Origin of the sequence: Rahnella sp. R3(2024) (genome assembly GCF_042920125.1) — a bacterium.
Taxonomy (GTDB): Bacteria; Pseudomonadota; Gammaproteobacteria; order Enterobacterales; family Enterobacteriaceae; genus Rahnella; species Rahnella rivi.
In genome coordinates, this window is the sequence record NZ_JBHGBU010000002.1 from 162,598 (window position 1) to 176,369 (window position 13,772).

Below are 13,772 nucleotides of genomic sequence, written 5' to 3' on the forward strand. Positions count from 1 at the left end.
CGCTAAGCTGTCGCCTCGAATTTTAAGGGGTGACAGGAAATGGATCCGCGTAAACCGCTGGACGGATTTGCCAGCAGCGTGATGGTGGTGTTGTGTGTTATTTGGGGCGTGCAGCAGGTGGCGATCAAAAGCGCTGCGGCAGATATCACGCCGTTATTACAGGTCGCGCTGCGTTCCGGGATCGCCGGGCTGGCGGTGCTGATTTTGCTGCTGGTGCGCCAGCGTAAAGTGCCGTTCAGCGCTGACAATCTTGGCCCCGGTTTGCTGGTCGGCCTGCTTTTTTCCATCGAATTTATGTTCGTCGCCGAGGGGTTGCAGTTCACCACCGCCGCGCACATGGCGGTATTTCTCTACACCGCGCCGATATTTGCCGCGCTCGGGCTGCATTTTCTGGTGCCTGAAGAGCGGCTGAGCGGGCTGCAATGGTCGGGCGTCGGCGTGACATTTCTTGGCGTGATGGTGGCGTTTCTGTTTGGGGGTCATGCTTCGAACTCGCCGCAGGCCAGCAACATGCTGCTCGGCGATTTCTTCGGCCTGCTGGCCGGTGCGTTCTGGGGGATGACCACTCTGGTGGTACGCCGCAGCAAGCTCTCTTCCGGCAGTGCGACCATGACGTTGTTCTACCAGCTGGCCGGCGCCTTCGTGCTGCTCGGCGGGCTGGCATTACTGACCGGCCAGACGCAATTTCGCCTCACCCCGGTGTCAGTCAGCAGCATGCTTTTCCAGACGCTGATCGTCACCTTCGCCAGCTATCTCGCGTGGTTCAGCCTGATGCGCCGCTATCACGCTTCACGGCTGGGGATCTTGTCCTTTATGACGCCGGTTTTCGGTATTCTCGCGGGGGTAGTTTTTCTGCATGAGCCGCTGAAAGTGAACTTCATTCTTGGTGCTATGCTTATCATGCTCGGCATCCTGACCGTCAGCGCCGACAGCATTCTCAGGCAATGGGTAGCGCGGCGGCGCAGATAGGTTTTGGCGGCGGTGAAACTTAGGGCCCGTTGATCTCACAGCATGCGTGAGATCAACATTCTTTTAAACATTCACCTATCTAATCAGTCATCGGCTGATGACGCTTGACACTCAACCTTCTCTGTTGAGATAACACCCTGAAAATAAAAATTGTACATATTTTGACATGACTTATTTCAGGACAAACAACATGAGAAGATTACCCGTTTACCTTCTGCTCGATACGTCAGGCTCCATGACAGGAGAACCGATTGAAGCGGTGAAAAATGGCGTTCAGACGCTGCTTTCCACCCTGCGCCAGGATCCTTATGCTCTTGAAACAGCCTATGTTTCCGTGATTACCTTCGACTCTTCTGCCAGACAAGCCGTTCCGCTGACCGATCTTCTTAACTTTAAACTTCCGGACCTGGTCGCCAGCGGCACCACGGCGCTGGGAGAAGCACTTTCCCTCACCGCTCGCCGTATCAATGATGAAGTTCAGAAAACCACCGCTGAAACCAAAGGGGACTGGCGACCGCTGGTCTTCATCATGACCGATGGCTCACCGACCGATGACTGGCGCAAAGGTGTCAGTGATTTCAAAGCGGCCAGAACCGGCGTAGTGGTAGCCTGCGCAGCCGGGCATTCGGCTGAAACCAAGGTTTTGCAGGAGATCACCGAAATCGTACTCCAGCTCGATACCGCCGATTCCACCTCGATCAAAGCCTTCTTTAAGTGGGTATCTGCCAGTATTTCAGTGGGCAGCCAGAAAGTGGAATCCGGCAAGAAAGAGGTTATCGGGCTGGACGACTTACCCCCACCACCACCGGAAGTTAACGTCGTTTTGTAGAAATAATCAGGAGGTTTCTATGACAGTCAGTTTGAGCAAAGGACAAGGCGTAAGCCTGAAAAAAAATGAGCACGACTTATCCTCAGTCACCATTGGTTTAGGCTGGGATATCAACGAAGAGAAAAAGGGATTTTTGGGCGGATTGCTGGGTAAAAAAGACCCTGAGTATGATCTCGATGTGGTGGCGTTTCTGTGTAATGCACAGGGCAAAGTCACCGATCTGGGGAAAACTGAAAACGGCAAACCGACGCTGGTCGATGGCGATATCATTTTCTTCAACAGCATGCGCCACAAGTCCGGCCAAATCTGGCTGACCGGAGACAACCGAACCGGTGCAGGCGACGGTGATGACGAGCAGATCATCGTTAAACTGAACACCCTGGATCCTAAGTACGACAAAATTGTGTTTATCGTGCAGATTTACAACGGCGTCCAGCTGAACCAGCATTTCGGCAAAGTGAAGAATGCGTTCATCCGCGCCGTCGACGCCAAAAACATCGAAATGGCCCGCTTTGACCTTTCAGGGGGAGCCGCCTTTACAGGACGTCGGTCAATGCTTTTCGCTGAACTGGTGCGCGAGAGCAACGGCTGGAAACTGACTGCGGTCGGAGAACCTTCTGATTCGGATACTTTTGTCTCACATCTGAAGGGCTATATGTAATATGAGAAGGCTCCCCGTTTATCTGCTGATCGATACCTCCGGCTCAATGCGTGGTGAATCTATTCACGCGGTTAACGTCGGAATTCAGGCGATGTTGAGCGCGCTGCGTCAGGATCCTTATGCGCTGGAAAGTGCACATATCTCCATCATTACTTATGACAACGAGGCGCGTGAGTTCATACCGCTCACTGCACTGGAGGACTTTCAGTTCACTGATATTGTGGTTCCTGCCGCGGGCGGTACCTTCACGGGAGCCGCGCTGGAATGCCTGATTCAGTGCGTAGACCGCGATATCAAACGTTCAGAGGGTGATCAAAAAGGCGACTGGCGTCCTCTGGTCTTTCTGATGACCGACGGCACACCTTCTGATGCGTGGGCCTATGGTGAAGCGATTAAAGAGATAAAAAAACGCACGTTTGGTTCCATTATCGCGTGCGCGGTGGGGCCAAAAGCCAGACATGAGCCTTTGAAACAATTGACCTCTCAGATTGTGGCGCTGGAGACGCTGGATTCCACCGCCTTCTCCGGTTTCTTCAAATGGGTATCAGCCAGTGTGGCTTCCGGTAGCAGCAGCGCTGGCGTCAACACAGGTACGGATAATCTCCCGCCTCCCCCACCTGAGATTCAGCTGGTTCTGTAGTCCGATGGCAAAGTGCAGACATTCTGTACTTTGCCTTTTTTATCGCTTCCTCAGGCGCGGCAACTTGTGTGTCTGTGCCGGAAAAGGATGTTGCTATGAGAAGACTGCCCATTTTCTTCATCCTCGACTGCTCTGAGTCCATGGTCGGAGAAAATCTGAAAAAAATGAATGATGGTCTGCAGATGATCGTCAACGACCTGAAAAAAGATCCCCACGCCCTCGAAACTGCCTGGGTATCCGTCATTGCCTTCGCAGGTGTGGCAAAAACCATTGTTCCGCTGGTGGAGGCCGCATCATTTTATCCCCCTCGTTTGCCCGTAGGCGGGGGTACCAGCCTCGGCAGCGCACTGCGTGAACTGACGCGCCAGATTGACAGCCAGGTTCGAAAAACCACCCAGGAACGTAAAGGCGACTGGAAACCGGTGGTGTATCTGCTCACTGATGGCAGACCAACTGATGATGTGACCCCTGAAATCAAACGCTGGAATGAGCACTACGCCCGCAAGGTCAACCTCATCGCCATTGGCCTCGGGCCTTCGGCCGATCTGAACGTGCTTCAACAGCTCACTGAAAATGTCCTGTTATTTACAGATGCCCGTGAAGGCGATTTCACCCAGTTTATCAAGTGGATCACGGCATCTGTTTCCGCGCACAGCCGCAGCGTGGGTGAAGAGGCGCCGCCTCTGCTGAACAACACGGATTATATTGTCCGGCTGGCGAAAGATGATGTGGCGAGAGCCTATGATGAAAACTGCGTCACGCTGACCGGCCGTTGCAGCCGCTCCCGCCGCCCTTATCTCATGAAATATGAACGCCCGGACATCAATCTCTCCACCCTCAATTTCAAACTGAACATCAACAGCTTTAATCTCGCCGGATGCTTCCCGATTGATGAGGATTATTTTGAATGGAGCGATGAAACCGCGTCTTCGCTACAGGTCAATACCAGCGAACTGAATGGCGTTCCGGGCTGCCCGCACTGCGGGAACTCCAGCGCGTTTGCCGCCTGTAGCTGCGGGAAATTGCTGTGTATCAACGGTCCCGATGATGTGATCTGTCCGTGGTGTGCCAAAGCGCTTTCATTCAGTGACGATAACGGACACTGTGATTTTGATGTTAACCGGGGAAGAGGCTGATGGAGATCAATGCCAATTTACATCAGAAAGTGCTGTCACAAATCATTGAGACTCACGCACTGACATTGTCAGACGCGCGGCGCGTGGCGCTGTGCGAGGATGCAGAACTGCAGGCGGCATTTGAGCATTTCGTGAGTCTGGTGAGTGAGAAAGCGCAAAGGGATCACTCAGCGCATGAACCCTCAGTCATGGAAGACGAAATGAGAGAGATGCCAGAGGTGACACAACCACTGGAAGAGGAGCCCGCCAGCGATATCCTTTCATCGCCTGAACCGGAACTTCCTCCGACAGAAGAGACAAAAACCGCTTCGCCGGTGTCCGTCCCTGAAGAAACGTGGAAACAGGCGCCTTTTCCGTCGTTCGATCAGGAAGAAAACCCGCCGCCCGTGACGGCTAAACCGGTATTAAAACCCGGTCAGGTGCCTTCGGATGCCGACAGGCTAACAGTGACGCCGGTGTTATCTGCGGTATCGGTGGCGAGAATTAACATTGCGAATGCCCGCGCCGGGTCACTTTTCCATTCTGAAATTGACATCACCTTGGATAACGGCGAAAAAGCCACGATTCAGGATGTCTCTTTTTCACAAGATATCGGGCTTACCTTCGATCCCCTGACGTCTTCGCTTCAGGGCACACCAGCCGCCAGTGGTGACCACGAGATTATCGTCACCTGGTCCGCCGGCGATGCCCAATCTCATGCTCAAAAGGTGTTATTTATTGTGAACCCGGATCCGCGCAGTCTCTGGAAAATCATCGATCCGCCGGCTGACGATAAATATTTCAAAGCCAATGTGGATCATCATCAGCTGGACGACAACGGTATCCGCATCGCCGCCGCCAGCCGACGCGGACGTTCGCATGAGCATGTCGGATCTTTTCGTGATGATGATTTTTTCATCTCCCACTGTGCAGACCCTGGCTGGAGCATCATGCTGGTCGCCGACGGGGCGGGCAGCGCGAAGAATTCCCGCGAGGGCTCACGCATTGTCACCGAAACCGTGGGCAAACAGTTGACACAGTATCTCGGGGGGGAGCGTGGCCGCGAGTTAAAAGAACGGGTGCTGAACTGGAGCGCTGAGGATCAGCAGGTCATTGGCGCTGACTTCATTAAACAGTTTCATCAGGCCTCGAAAATGGCCGTCAATAACATCAACAATGCCTCTATTTCGACAGAGGAACCCGTGAAATCCTACTCCACCACTCTGCTGGCGACGGTGACACTCAGAACAGGTGCCGAACTTTTTGCCGCCTCTTTCTGGATGGGTGATGGCGCGATCGCAGCTTATGGCCCGGCGGGAAAAGTCCGTGTTCTGGGTACACCCGACAGCGGTGAATATGCCGGGCAAACGCGGTTCCTCGACCTGGAAGCGTTACAGGATGCTGAATTCAGTAAACGTATCCGCATCGGTAAGTGGCCGGACATCTCACATTTGATCCTGATGACCGACGGTATTTCCGACCCCTATTTTGAAACCGATAATGGGTTGCTGAAAGCCGAAAAATGGGATGCGCTGATCGCTGAAATCGCACCGTCATTGGACGGGACAGGCAATACGGCGGAGCAGCTGGCTGAATGGCTGAACTTCTTTTCTCCCGGCAACCACGATGACCGCACGATCATTGTTTACTGGTGATTAACGATGGCAAATATTATTACGTGTACAACCCGGGATGGAAAAACCATCCAGTACGTTGACGAAATTATTGGTTCCGGGTCGATGAAAGACGTGTACTTCTCACCGGATAAATCTTACGTGGTGGCATTCTATAAAAAGACCCCATCGGCTCAGGCTAAAGAACGCATTGATATGATCACCGGGCGTTACCGGGAGAGCATTTTTGAACAATCAGGCGGTGACTACTGGAAAGGCTTATTCTGCTGGCCAACCAGCGTGGTCGAATCTCAGGGCAAGATCGGGGTAGTGGTGCCCACTTATCAGAATCATTTCTTCTTCAAATACGGCTCTAAAAATAATGATTTTCTGGGTATTAAAGGCCGTGAAAAAGAGGGTAAATGGTTTGCCAGTGCCAACAATCAGAGCAAGTTTTTGGATCCCCGCGAGCGAGGGAACATCCTCAATTATCTCAAGGTCTGTCTGCTGCTGACCAGGGCGGTCAGAAGAATGCATGCGGCGGGTTTATGTCACAGCGATCTGAGTTATAAAAACGTTCTGATTGATCCCGAGCAAGGGCACGCCTGCGTCATTGATATCGACGGGCTGGTTGTGCCGGGAAATATCCTCCCGACGTGGTGGGAACGCCAGATTTCATTGCGCCAGAAGTGGTGAAAACCAGCCATCTGGAGAAAGACGATAATCAGAGATTCTTACCCAGCATCTCGACCGATCGTCATGCCCTTTCGGTACTGATCTACATGTATCTTTTTTACCGCCATCCTTTACGTGGTGGAAAGATCCACGATATGGATGACGAAATGCGCGACGAGTCGCTGTCCATGGGTGAAAAAGCGCTGTTCATTGAACACCCGACAGATCACAGTAATGCGGTTAAACTCAGTCAGGTGAGCGCTTCTTCTTTACCCTGGGCAGATCCTCAGCAAATCCCGTACACCATTATGGGCCCTTACCTTACGCCTTTGTTTGAAAAGGCCTTTATCGACGGCCTGCACGTACCGGCTAAACGTCCGACCGCCGATGAATGGGAAACTGCGCTGGTGAAAACAGTGGATCTTATCCAGCCCTGCCTGAACCCCGCCTGCGAGCAGAAATGGTATGTTTTCTCCGGGAAAACCCAGCCCGTTTGCCCTTACTGCGCGACACCCTTCAAAGGAAAGTTACCGATCCTGAATTTATACTCTTCCCGCAAGGCAGGCAGTTACCGACCGGACGATCACCGCCTGATGGTATGGAGCGGCCAGTCTCTTTTTGCCTGGCACGTTAACCGGCTGATTGCCCCAAACGAAAGAACATCCGACGCGCAAAAAAAACGTGTCGGTTACTTTGTTTTTCACCATGATCAGTGGTGGCTTGTGAACGAAGGGATAACCGGTCTGATGTCGTTGCCCGACAAAAAGAATATCCCCATCGGTGATAAAATCGCCCTGAATGACGGTACTCAGTTTGTTCTGTCTGCCGAAGAGGGCGGAAGACTGGTGGTGGTTCAGTTGGTATCGGGCTGAGTAAGGTCAATGACGCGGCAGTGAATTGTCTTTCATGCAGAGGGTAAATGAGAGGCTTCACTGCCGTTTTTTTGGTGGGATCATCGCCAGGATCCTGGCGAAGTTACGGCAATCGGTCCGCTTGTCGCTGCAATCCATCGAAGATAGCGCTACTGATTTTTTCAGGAAAATCATCAGGCAACAGAGATTTCACCTCTTCGATCACAGGTCCCGTTTGTTCTTTCAGCTCCGCCATCATACGAACGATGTTTTCACCCGGATAATCCACGCGTTGAGCCATTGAGACAAAATGCCGCGGGAGAATTCTACTCCAGTGAAAATGCCGGTTGCTGCCTTGCAAGGCCATCGCCATCTTCGCTTTTTTCGCCGGGATACCCAGCGGATGCATCAGAGGATATGCCGACATAACATCATAAAGTGGCGTCATCCGGTAAGCACTGCCCGGCTCAATGTAGAGGCTGAAATTCTTAGCATGCCCGTCAATGGCCGCCAGCATCCAGAACAGGATCTGGCTTTTAAAGAAGGTGTCGCGGTCTTTTGCCACCTGCTGAGAACCGAGCAACAGCTTCATTGCCGATGCAATACCGGGTCCACCGTCCGACTCATATTTGAGCGCAGGCGCGACACCCAGTGCCTGACAAAAATCCTCCTGCGGCAAACGCATCAACCATGATGCATCCTGCGACCAGCGGCGGTCGAACCTTTCAACGATCAGTACCTTTTGGCCGCCGAAACGCGCAATCTCAGCATGCGCCACCGGAAATCCAAATTTTTCGGCAATCTTCAGGCACAACCATTCATTTTCAACGCTCTCACTCAAATCAATACCATTGTTAGCGATATATCCGATGGGAAGTTTAAGAATATGGCTGGTCGGTGTACTCCCCTGAGGCCGATGCCACTGGTTGCGATACCACAACAACGCAGTTTTCTCCTGAGCTCCGGCAATGGAAATACGGAAATCGTCGATTTCGGCCCCCATGCCTAACGGAGCTTCTTTATAGCCCTGTAGCAGTTGCTCGATCTCTGTATCACTCAAAGGCTGGGCATGGATTTCAGTCACCGGCGAAACCGGTTCACCTTCCGGATACAACTGGATTGCACCCACACAATCACTGCCGATTCGGGAGAGGAGATCAAAGGGTTGCCTGGTGGGGATATGAAAACGTGCCTGAATTCGATTTCGGATGTGTTCGTTGTCGGGGAGAAGATTATCAAAAAAGTTGTACACCACAGAACCACGGAATTTGGCTACCTGCAGCGGCAATGAAAGTGAAATAGCACGAGAGCCGGCACGTTCCAGCCAGCTTTCATGATAGACAAATGACATTTCCCCGCCGCCTGCTTTTTCTAACGTACCCACAATGATGCCGTTCAACGCGAGCGTTAACTTATCCATGTATCACCACTCCTGATCCCAGGTCGTTTTATCCTGTGGATTACTGTTCCTTGGTGTTATTTGCAGTTCCAAATCCAGCGCTGCTAATAATTTAAACAGAGTTTCCAGTCGGGTACCGTCCGGGTAGTTTTCAAATTCTGAAACGGTAGATTGCTTAAGTCCTATCGTTTCTGCTGTTTTACTCTGGCTCAGTTTACGCTTTTTGCGCTCATTCCGGAGGGCATTGGCCAACATTTTTGTCGAAGTTATGTTCATTTTATCCTCCATGGCGGATTTTTTTAGTATATCCCCTAAAAGGGATAAATCAATTTCTATCCTCCAGGGCGGATAAAAAATTAATATCCCCTGCAAGGGATAGAAGTCATCAATTGCCCTCCCCGCCGCCGCATGTTCAAATATCGTTTTTGCGATCTCACAGAAGCGCCGATGAAGAAAAGTGAATTTATCGCTCAGGATTTACTGAGCAAAATTTATCAGCACAGCGGATCCCTGCCGGAAAAGTTGCCGCCGGAGCGTCAGTTGGCGGAAGAATATGGGGTGTCGCGCTTTACGGTGCGCAAGGCGCTGGAAAAACTGGTGAGTATTGGCGCGGTGCATATTGTGCAGGGTTCGGGGATTTACATTAACCCCGGCGTCAGCAGCAATCCGCTGGTATATAACTCGATCACCGAAAAGAAATTCGCTGAGATCAGTTTCAAAATGCTGGAGCTGCACAAGCGGCGGCCGGACAAAGAAGAGCAACAGGTTTTCGATCTGACTGCGGATGATTTTATCTGGGCGTTCACCCGTTTGCGGCGCATCAGCCAGCGTAACGTACAGATTGAATATTCGCGTATGCCGGCCAGTGAATTTGGCGATCTGAATCAGAAGACCATTGAACACTCTATCCAGCAATATGTGCTGAGCAAGGGCTATGCGATTTCACATTCCCTCACCCGCTATCAGGCGGTGACAGTCAGCAAAGAACAGGCACACATCCTGGGATGCAAAAAAGGCATTGCCGCCATGCACATTACCAACAGAGGCATTTTGCAGGGCGGCAAGGTTTACGCGTTCAGCGACATTATCGATATCGATTATTCCTGCACCTACGTTATCCCGTTTAATCAGGACAATCTGGCCTTCCGCCAGACTTAAGGTGTGTGGATCACGCCGTCCGGCAGGCGGCTTTGCGTCCATTCGTGCGGCCGGTACACCACCGGAAACTCTGCGGCGGCCTCCTGGTTAAAGCCCACGCCAATCCCCGCGTCTTCTCCCGGATAAAAATAGCCGTTTTCAGGCATCTGCGCGCCGGGGAAAACCTGCTGCGTGTTGGCCGGATACGCCACAAACTCCTGGATCGCCGCGTTGTGCAGATGAATATTTAGGTGCGTGTTCACAGCGGCACCAATCGGGGTCATGTCCGGCGGGCAATGCCACGCCAGGCGTACGCCAAAACTCTGGCAGAAATGCGCCAGTTTTAAAGCCGGTGTGATGCCGCCGATTTGCGATACGTGGCAGCGGATAAAATCGATCCGGCGGTTGATAATCAGATCTTTCCATTCAGCCGGATTATTGAATAACTCGCCGGTCGCCAGCGGTACGGCGGTCTGGCTGCGGATCTGCGCCAGCCATTCGTTCTGATCCGGCGGCAGAATATCTTCGATAAAGTAAGGCCGGTACTGTTCCACCGCTTTGGCGAACTGCACCGCCTGTTGCGGGAACAGCCGTTCGTGAACGTCGTGCAGAATGTGGAACTGATGACCGTATTTTTCACGCAGCGCTTTGAACATCGCCAGCGTGTTGTCGATGTACTGATCCTGATCGTAATACGCGCCCGCAGTCGGTTCACGGGTACTGTGAAAATCACGCGCATTGCCGCCGTAGAAGCCCAACTGACAGCGGATATGCCGGTAACCTTCGGCCAGTAAACGGTCCACCTGACCGAACAGTTCTTCCAGCGTTTCGCCCGCCGCATGGCTGTAGGCCGTCACCGCATCTTTCGATTTACCGCCAAACAGATGATACAGCGGCATGTTGGCCAGCTTGCCTTTGATATCCCACAGGGCCATATCGATGCCCGCAATGGCGTTGTTGATCACCGGCCCGTTTCGCCAGTAAGCGTTCACCATCATCATCTGCCACAAATCTTCGATGTGATTGGCATCGCGCCCCATTAGCAGCGGTTTGAGATACTCATCCACCATCAGTTTGACCGCCAGCGGGCGCTGCTGGAACGTCGCGCAGCCCAGGCCGAAAACGCCACGATCCGTTTCAATTCTGACCACCACTAAATTATGGCGATCCGGGCGTGTTATCTGACATTCGATATTGGTAATCAGCACAGGCTGCATGATAAATCCTTAATAAAGACCGTGATCCGTTTTGAAAAAAAGGCGGCGGGAATATTCGTATTGAGGTTATTTCAGCGTATTTTTAGCCTGCTTGTAAACCTTAAATTGAGGCTTTTATTTTGGTTTAAAAGCACAGCTGAATATCACTAAAAAACAGACCAATTTGACTGACACGCACGAAAATGGTGCCTTGCAGTGAAGTTTTGTGATGGAGATCCTGTTTTATTGGTTTGTTTTTAAAAAGGCGCGTCATTACACTCCCCTTCCATCTAACAATGAATAATTAATGTGTCGTCGCGGGGTTCAGGGTGAATACAGAAATAATGCATTCAGTGATTAAACTGGTGGGCGGTGCAGAAAATATCAATAAAGTCTGGCATTGCATGACCCGTCTGCGTTTTGATTTACACGACGAAAATAAAGTGGCCTGGGAGGAAATTAAAAACCTGCCCGGCGTGCTCGGCGCGCAAAGTCAGAGCGATCAGGTACAGATCATCATCGGACCCAGGGTGAATATCTGGTACGAGGCCATCGTCTCGCAGCTGGATCCGGTGAGCGTTAACGGCGATCCGGCAACAGGAAATGTTTCCACAAAAGGACGAAAAAGCCTGGTGTCGATGTTCATGGATACCGTCTCCGGCGTGTTCGGCCCGATCGTTCCGGCCATTGCGGGCGCGGGGATGATCAAAGGTTTGCTGGCCGGACTCATTGCCCTGAAAGTGATATCAGCCAAAAGCGAAACGGTGATGATCATCGATTTGATCGCCAGCGGCGTGTTTTACTTCCTGCCATTTTTCCTCGCCGTTTCTGCGGCGAAGATCTTCAAAACCAATGAGTATCTGGCTGCCGCCGTGGCCGCCTGTCTGATGTATCCGACGCTGATGGACGCGGCGAAAGCGCTCGCCAGCCATACCGCCGGGGCACCCACCGCGCTGTACTTTATGGATGTGCTGCCGGTGTCTGTGTTCAACTATTCGGCGAGCGTGATCCCGGTGATTTTCTCGGTGCTGGCGCTGAGTTACATCCACCGTTGGGTGGATAAAATCATGCCGGACGTGCTGAAAACCGTGTTTACCCCGACGCTGACCCTGTTTATCGCCGCGCTGGTGTCGCTGACGCTGATTGGTCCGGCGGGGATTTACCTCGGCAAGCTGCTGGCGTTTGGCATTCAGGGATTGTTCGACGTGTCGGCGGTGTTTGCCGGATTTATCGTCGGCGCGATCCGCCCGGTGGCGATCCTCACCGGGATGCATCACGCGATGACGCCAATTGCCTTGCAGAACTTCACCGATCAGGGTTGGGACATGCTGATGCCGATGATGTTTATGGCCAACATGGCGATTGCGGGATCGACCTTTGCGATTTACTTCCACGTTAAAACCCGCGAACAGAAATCCGTGGTGCTCTCTGCGGCGATTTCCGGCCTGCTGGGGATCACCGAACCGGCGCTGTTCGGCGTGCTGACACGCTACAAAAAAGCCTTTATCGCCACCACCATCAGCAGTTCCGTGGCGTCGGCGTTTATCGCGTTCTTCGGCGTGCGGTTGTACGGCTATATTCTGTCGAGCATTTTCAGTCTGCCCGCTTATATCGGCCCGTACTTTATCTACATTCTGATGGGTGTGGTGCTGTCGCTGGGGCTGTCGTTTACGCTGACCTATCTGATGGTGGTCAAAAATAAAGGCACCGAACAAAGGGTGCCTCTGGTAAATCAAACGCGCTGAGACGTGTCAGGCCGCTGTCTTTGAATGCGCAATCTCAGACAGCGGTTCGTTCACAATCATATTGGTCAGCCGGCCAATATTTTCAATTTCCACTTCAATTTTGTCATTCTCATGCAGGAACAACGGCGGAACGCGGGTTTTGCCAACGCCGCCCGGTGAACCGGTCATGATCACATCGCCCGGCGAAAGCTGGGTAAAGGTGCTGATGTAGGCGATGATTTGCGGAATGGTATGGATCATATTGGCGGTGGTATCGTCCTGCACCAGCCGGTCGTTCAGCCAGGTTTTGATGCTCAGATTTTGCGGATCACCTACTTCGTCCGGCGTCACCATCCACGGGCCAAACGCGCCCGTTGACGGCCAGTTTTTACCGGCGGTGTACCATTTATGCTGCCAGTCGCGCACCGAGCCATCCATATAGCAGCTATAACCGGCGATATAATCCAGCGCGTCTTCGGCGGAAATATTGCGGCCGGTACGGCCAATAATGATCGCCAGTTCGCCTTCATAATCGAACTGCTCTGAAGAAGCCGGTTTGATGATGGTGCCGTTGTGGCCGACCTGAGAATCGGCAAAGCGGATAAACAGCGTGGGGGCCGGATTCGTTTCGTTAAACTCTTTGCGCTTTTCCGCGTAGTTCATGCCCACGCCGAAAATTTTGCCCGGACGGTCGATAACCGGCAGGAAGCTGATGTCGTTCAGCTGAAGATCCGCTGGCAGCGCAACGTAGCGTTGCAGCTCCTCAGGAGAATGGCGTGCCATGAATTCGTTAATATCCCGGCATCCTGAGTGGCTGCCGACGTCGACAATCCCCTGTGCCTGAAAGATGCCGAAGCTTTTGGTGTGGTCTTTATTGATGGTGAAATTAACAATTTTCATAGATGCACTTAGATTCTTATTTTACTTAAAACAGGTAAATTCGCTGGCGTTCGTGTTGCGAAA

12 protein-coding genes and 1 pseudogene are annotated in these 13,772 nt (G+C 52.4%); 9 read left to right on the top strand and 4 right to left on the bottom strand.

The genetic code is table 11. The features are described from left to right. Positions 1-39 precede the first annotated feature (39 nt). The 7 genes and pseudogenes from ABSH60_RS21255 (at position 40) to ABSH60_RS21285 (ending at position 7,374) form a co-directional block, all read left to right on the top strand. Entirely contained in the window at positions 40-969 is a 930-nt protein-coding gene (locus tag ABSH60_RS21255) for an EamA family transporter (RefSeq protein WP_390976018.1), read from the top strand. A 190-nt stretch (positions 970-1,159) separates the two neighbouring features. Continuing rightward, a complete protein-coding gene (locus ABSH60_RS21260; protein ID WP_217204370.1) occupies positions 1,160-1,798 on the top strand; it encodes a VWA domain-containing protein in 639 nt (212 codons plus the stop codon). A 19-nt stretch (positions 1,799-1,817) separates the two neighbouring features. Further along, complete coding sequence (locus ABSH60_RS21265) at positions 1,818-2,459, top strand: TerD family protein (protein ID WP_056779631.1); 642 nt, start codon at positions 1,818-1,820, stop codon at positions 2,457-2,459. A gap of 1 nt (position 2,460) precedes the next feature. Beyond that, the gene (locus ABSH60_RS21270) at positions 2,461-3,099 is read left to right on the top strand and encodes a VWA domain-containing protein (protein ID WP_136376911.1); all 639 of its coding nucleotides are present in this window, start codon (positions 2,461-2,463) and stop codon (positions 3,097-3,099) included. 95 nt (positions 3,100-3,194) lie between these two features. Further along, the gene (locus tag ABSH60_RS21275; RefSeq protein WP_217204371.1) at positions 3,195-4,235 is read left to right on the top strand and encodes a TerY-C metal binding domain-containing protein; all 1,041 of its coding nucleotides are present in this window, start codon (positions 3,195-3,197) and stop codon (positions 4,233-4,235) included. Then, positions 4,235-5,869, top strand: a complete 1,635-nt coding sequence (locus tag ABSH60_RS21280; RefSeq protein WP_390976021.1) for a protein phosphatase 2C domain-containing protein — start codon at positions 4,235-4,237, stop codon at positions 5,867-5,869. The genes ABSH60_RS21275 and ABSH60_RS21280 overlap by 1 nt, the downstream gene beginning before the upstream one ends. 6 nt (positions 5,870-5,875) lie before the next feature. Continuing rightward, positions 5,876-7,374, top strand: a pseudogene (locus ABSH60_RS21285) (helix-hairpin-helix domain-containing protein). 103 nt (positions 7,375-7,477) lie between these two features. On the opposite strand, the gene ABSH60_RS21290 reads toward ABSH60_RS21285, so the two are convergent. After that, positions 7,478-8,773, bottom strand: coding sequence for a HipA domain-containing protein (locus tag ABSH60_RS21290; RefSeq protein WP_390976023.1), 1,296 nt, complete (start codon positions 8,771-8,773; stop codon positions 7,478-7,480). Positions 8,774-8,776: 3 nt separating this feature from the next. After that, entirely contained in the window at positions 8,777-9,028 is a 252-nt protein-coding gene (locus ABSH60_RS21295; protein WP_056779646.1) for a helix-turn-helix domain-containing protein, read from the bottom strand. 171 nt (positions 9,029-9,199) lie between these two features. Here ABSH60_RS21295 and ABSH60_RS21300 point away from each other — a divergent pair, with 171 nt between their 5' ends. Then, positions 9,200-9,910 carry a GntR family transcriptional regulator gene (locus tag ABSH60_RS21300; protein ID WP_056780134.1) on the top strand — a complete coding sequence of 237 codons (711 nt, stop codon included), beginning with the start codon at positions 9,200-9,202 and terminating at the stop codon, positions 9,908-9,910. Here the strand turns inward: ABSH60_RS21300 and ABSH60_RS21305 are convergent. Then, positions 9,907-11,106 carry an enolase C-terminal domain-like protein gene (locus tag ABSH60_RS21305; protein WP_390976026.1) on the bottom strand — a complete coding sequence of 400 codons (1,200 nt, stop codon included), beginning with the start codon at positions 11,104-11,106 and terminating at the stop codon, positions 9,907-9,909. The genes ABSH60_RS21300 and ABSH60_RS21305 overlap by 4 nt on opposite strands. Positions 11,107-11,429: 323 nt before the next feature. Here ABSH60_RS21305 and ABSH60_RS21310 point away from each other — a divergent pair, with 323 nt between their 5' ends. Further along, positions 11,430-12,830 (top strand): PTS transporter subunit EIIC, encoded by a 1,401-nt coding sequence (locus ABSH60_RS21310; protein ID WP_056779652.1) that lies wholly within the window; start codon positions 11,430-11,432, stop codon positions 12,828-12,830. Positions 12,831-12,836: 6 nt separating this feature from the next. Here ABSH60_RS21310 and ABSH60_RS21315 read toward each other — a convergent pair whose 3' ends face one another. Further along, positions 12,837-13,709, bottom strand: coding sequence for a fumarylacetoacetate hydrolase family protein (locus ABSH60_RS21315; RefSeq protein ID WP_390976028.1), 873 nt, complete (start codon positions 13,707-13,709; stop codon positions 12,837-12,839). Positions 13,710-13,772: the final 63 nt, after the last annotated feature.

Coding starts and splice junctions, on each gene's coding strand:
- ABSH60_RS21255 (WP_390976018.1), top strand. CDS start 40: ATGGATCCGCGTAAACCGCTGGACGGATTTGCCAGCAGCGTGATGGTG.
- ABSH60_RS21260 (WP_217204370.1), top strand. CDS start 1,160: ATGAGAAGATTACCCGTTTACCTTCTGCTCGATACGTCAGGCTCCATG.
- ABSH60_RS21265 (WP_056779631.1), top strand. CDS start 1,818: ATGACAGTCAGTTTGAGCAAAGGACAAGGCGTAAGCCTGAAAAAAAAT.
- ABSH60_RS21270 (WP_136376911.1), top strand. CDS start 2,461: ATGAGAAGGCTCCCCGTTTATCTGCTGATCGATACCTCCGGCTCAATG.
- ABSH60_RS21275 (WP_217204371.1), top strand. CDS start 3,195: ATGAGAAGACTGCCCATTTTCTTCATCCTCGACTGCTCTGAGTCCATG.
- ABSH60_RS21280 (WP_390976021.1), top strand. CDS start 4,235: ATGGAGATCAATGCCAATTTACATCAGAAAGTGCTGTCACAAATCATT.
- ABSH60_RS21290 (WP_390976023.1), bottom strand. CDS start 8,773: ATGGATAAGTTAACGCTCGCGTTGAACGGCATCATTGTGGGTACGTTA.
- ABSH60_RS21295 (WP_056779646.1), bottom strand. CDS start 9,028: ATGAACATAACTTCGACAAAAATGTTGGCCAATGCCCTCCGGAATGAG.
- ABSH60_RS21300 (WP_056780134.1), top strand. CDS start 9,200: ATGAAGAAAAGTGAATTTATCGCTCAGGATTTACTGAGCAAAATTTAT.
- ABSH60_RS21305 (WP_390976026.1), bottom strand. CDS start 11,106: ATGCAGCCTGTGCTGATTACCAATATCGAATGTCAGATAACACGCCCG.
- ABSH60_RS21310 (WP_056779652.1), top strand. CDS start 11,430: ATGCATTCAGTGATTAAACTGGTGGGCGGTGCAGAAAATATCAATAAA.
- ABSH60_RS21315 (WP_390976028.1), bottom strand. CDS start 13,709: ATGAAAATTGTTAATTTCACCATCAATAAAGACCACACCAAAAGCTTC.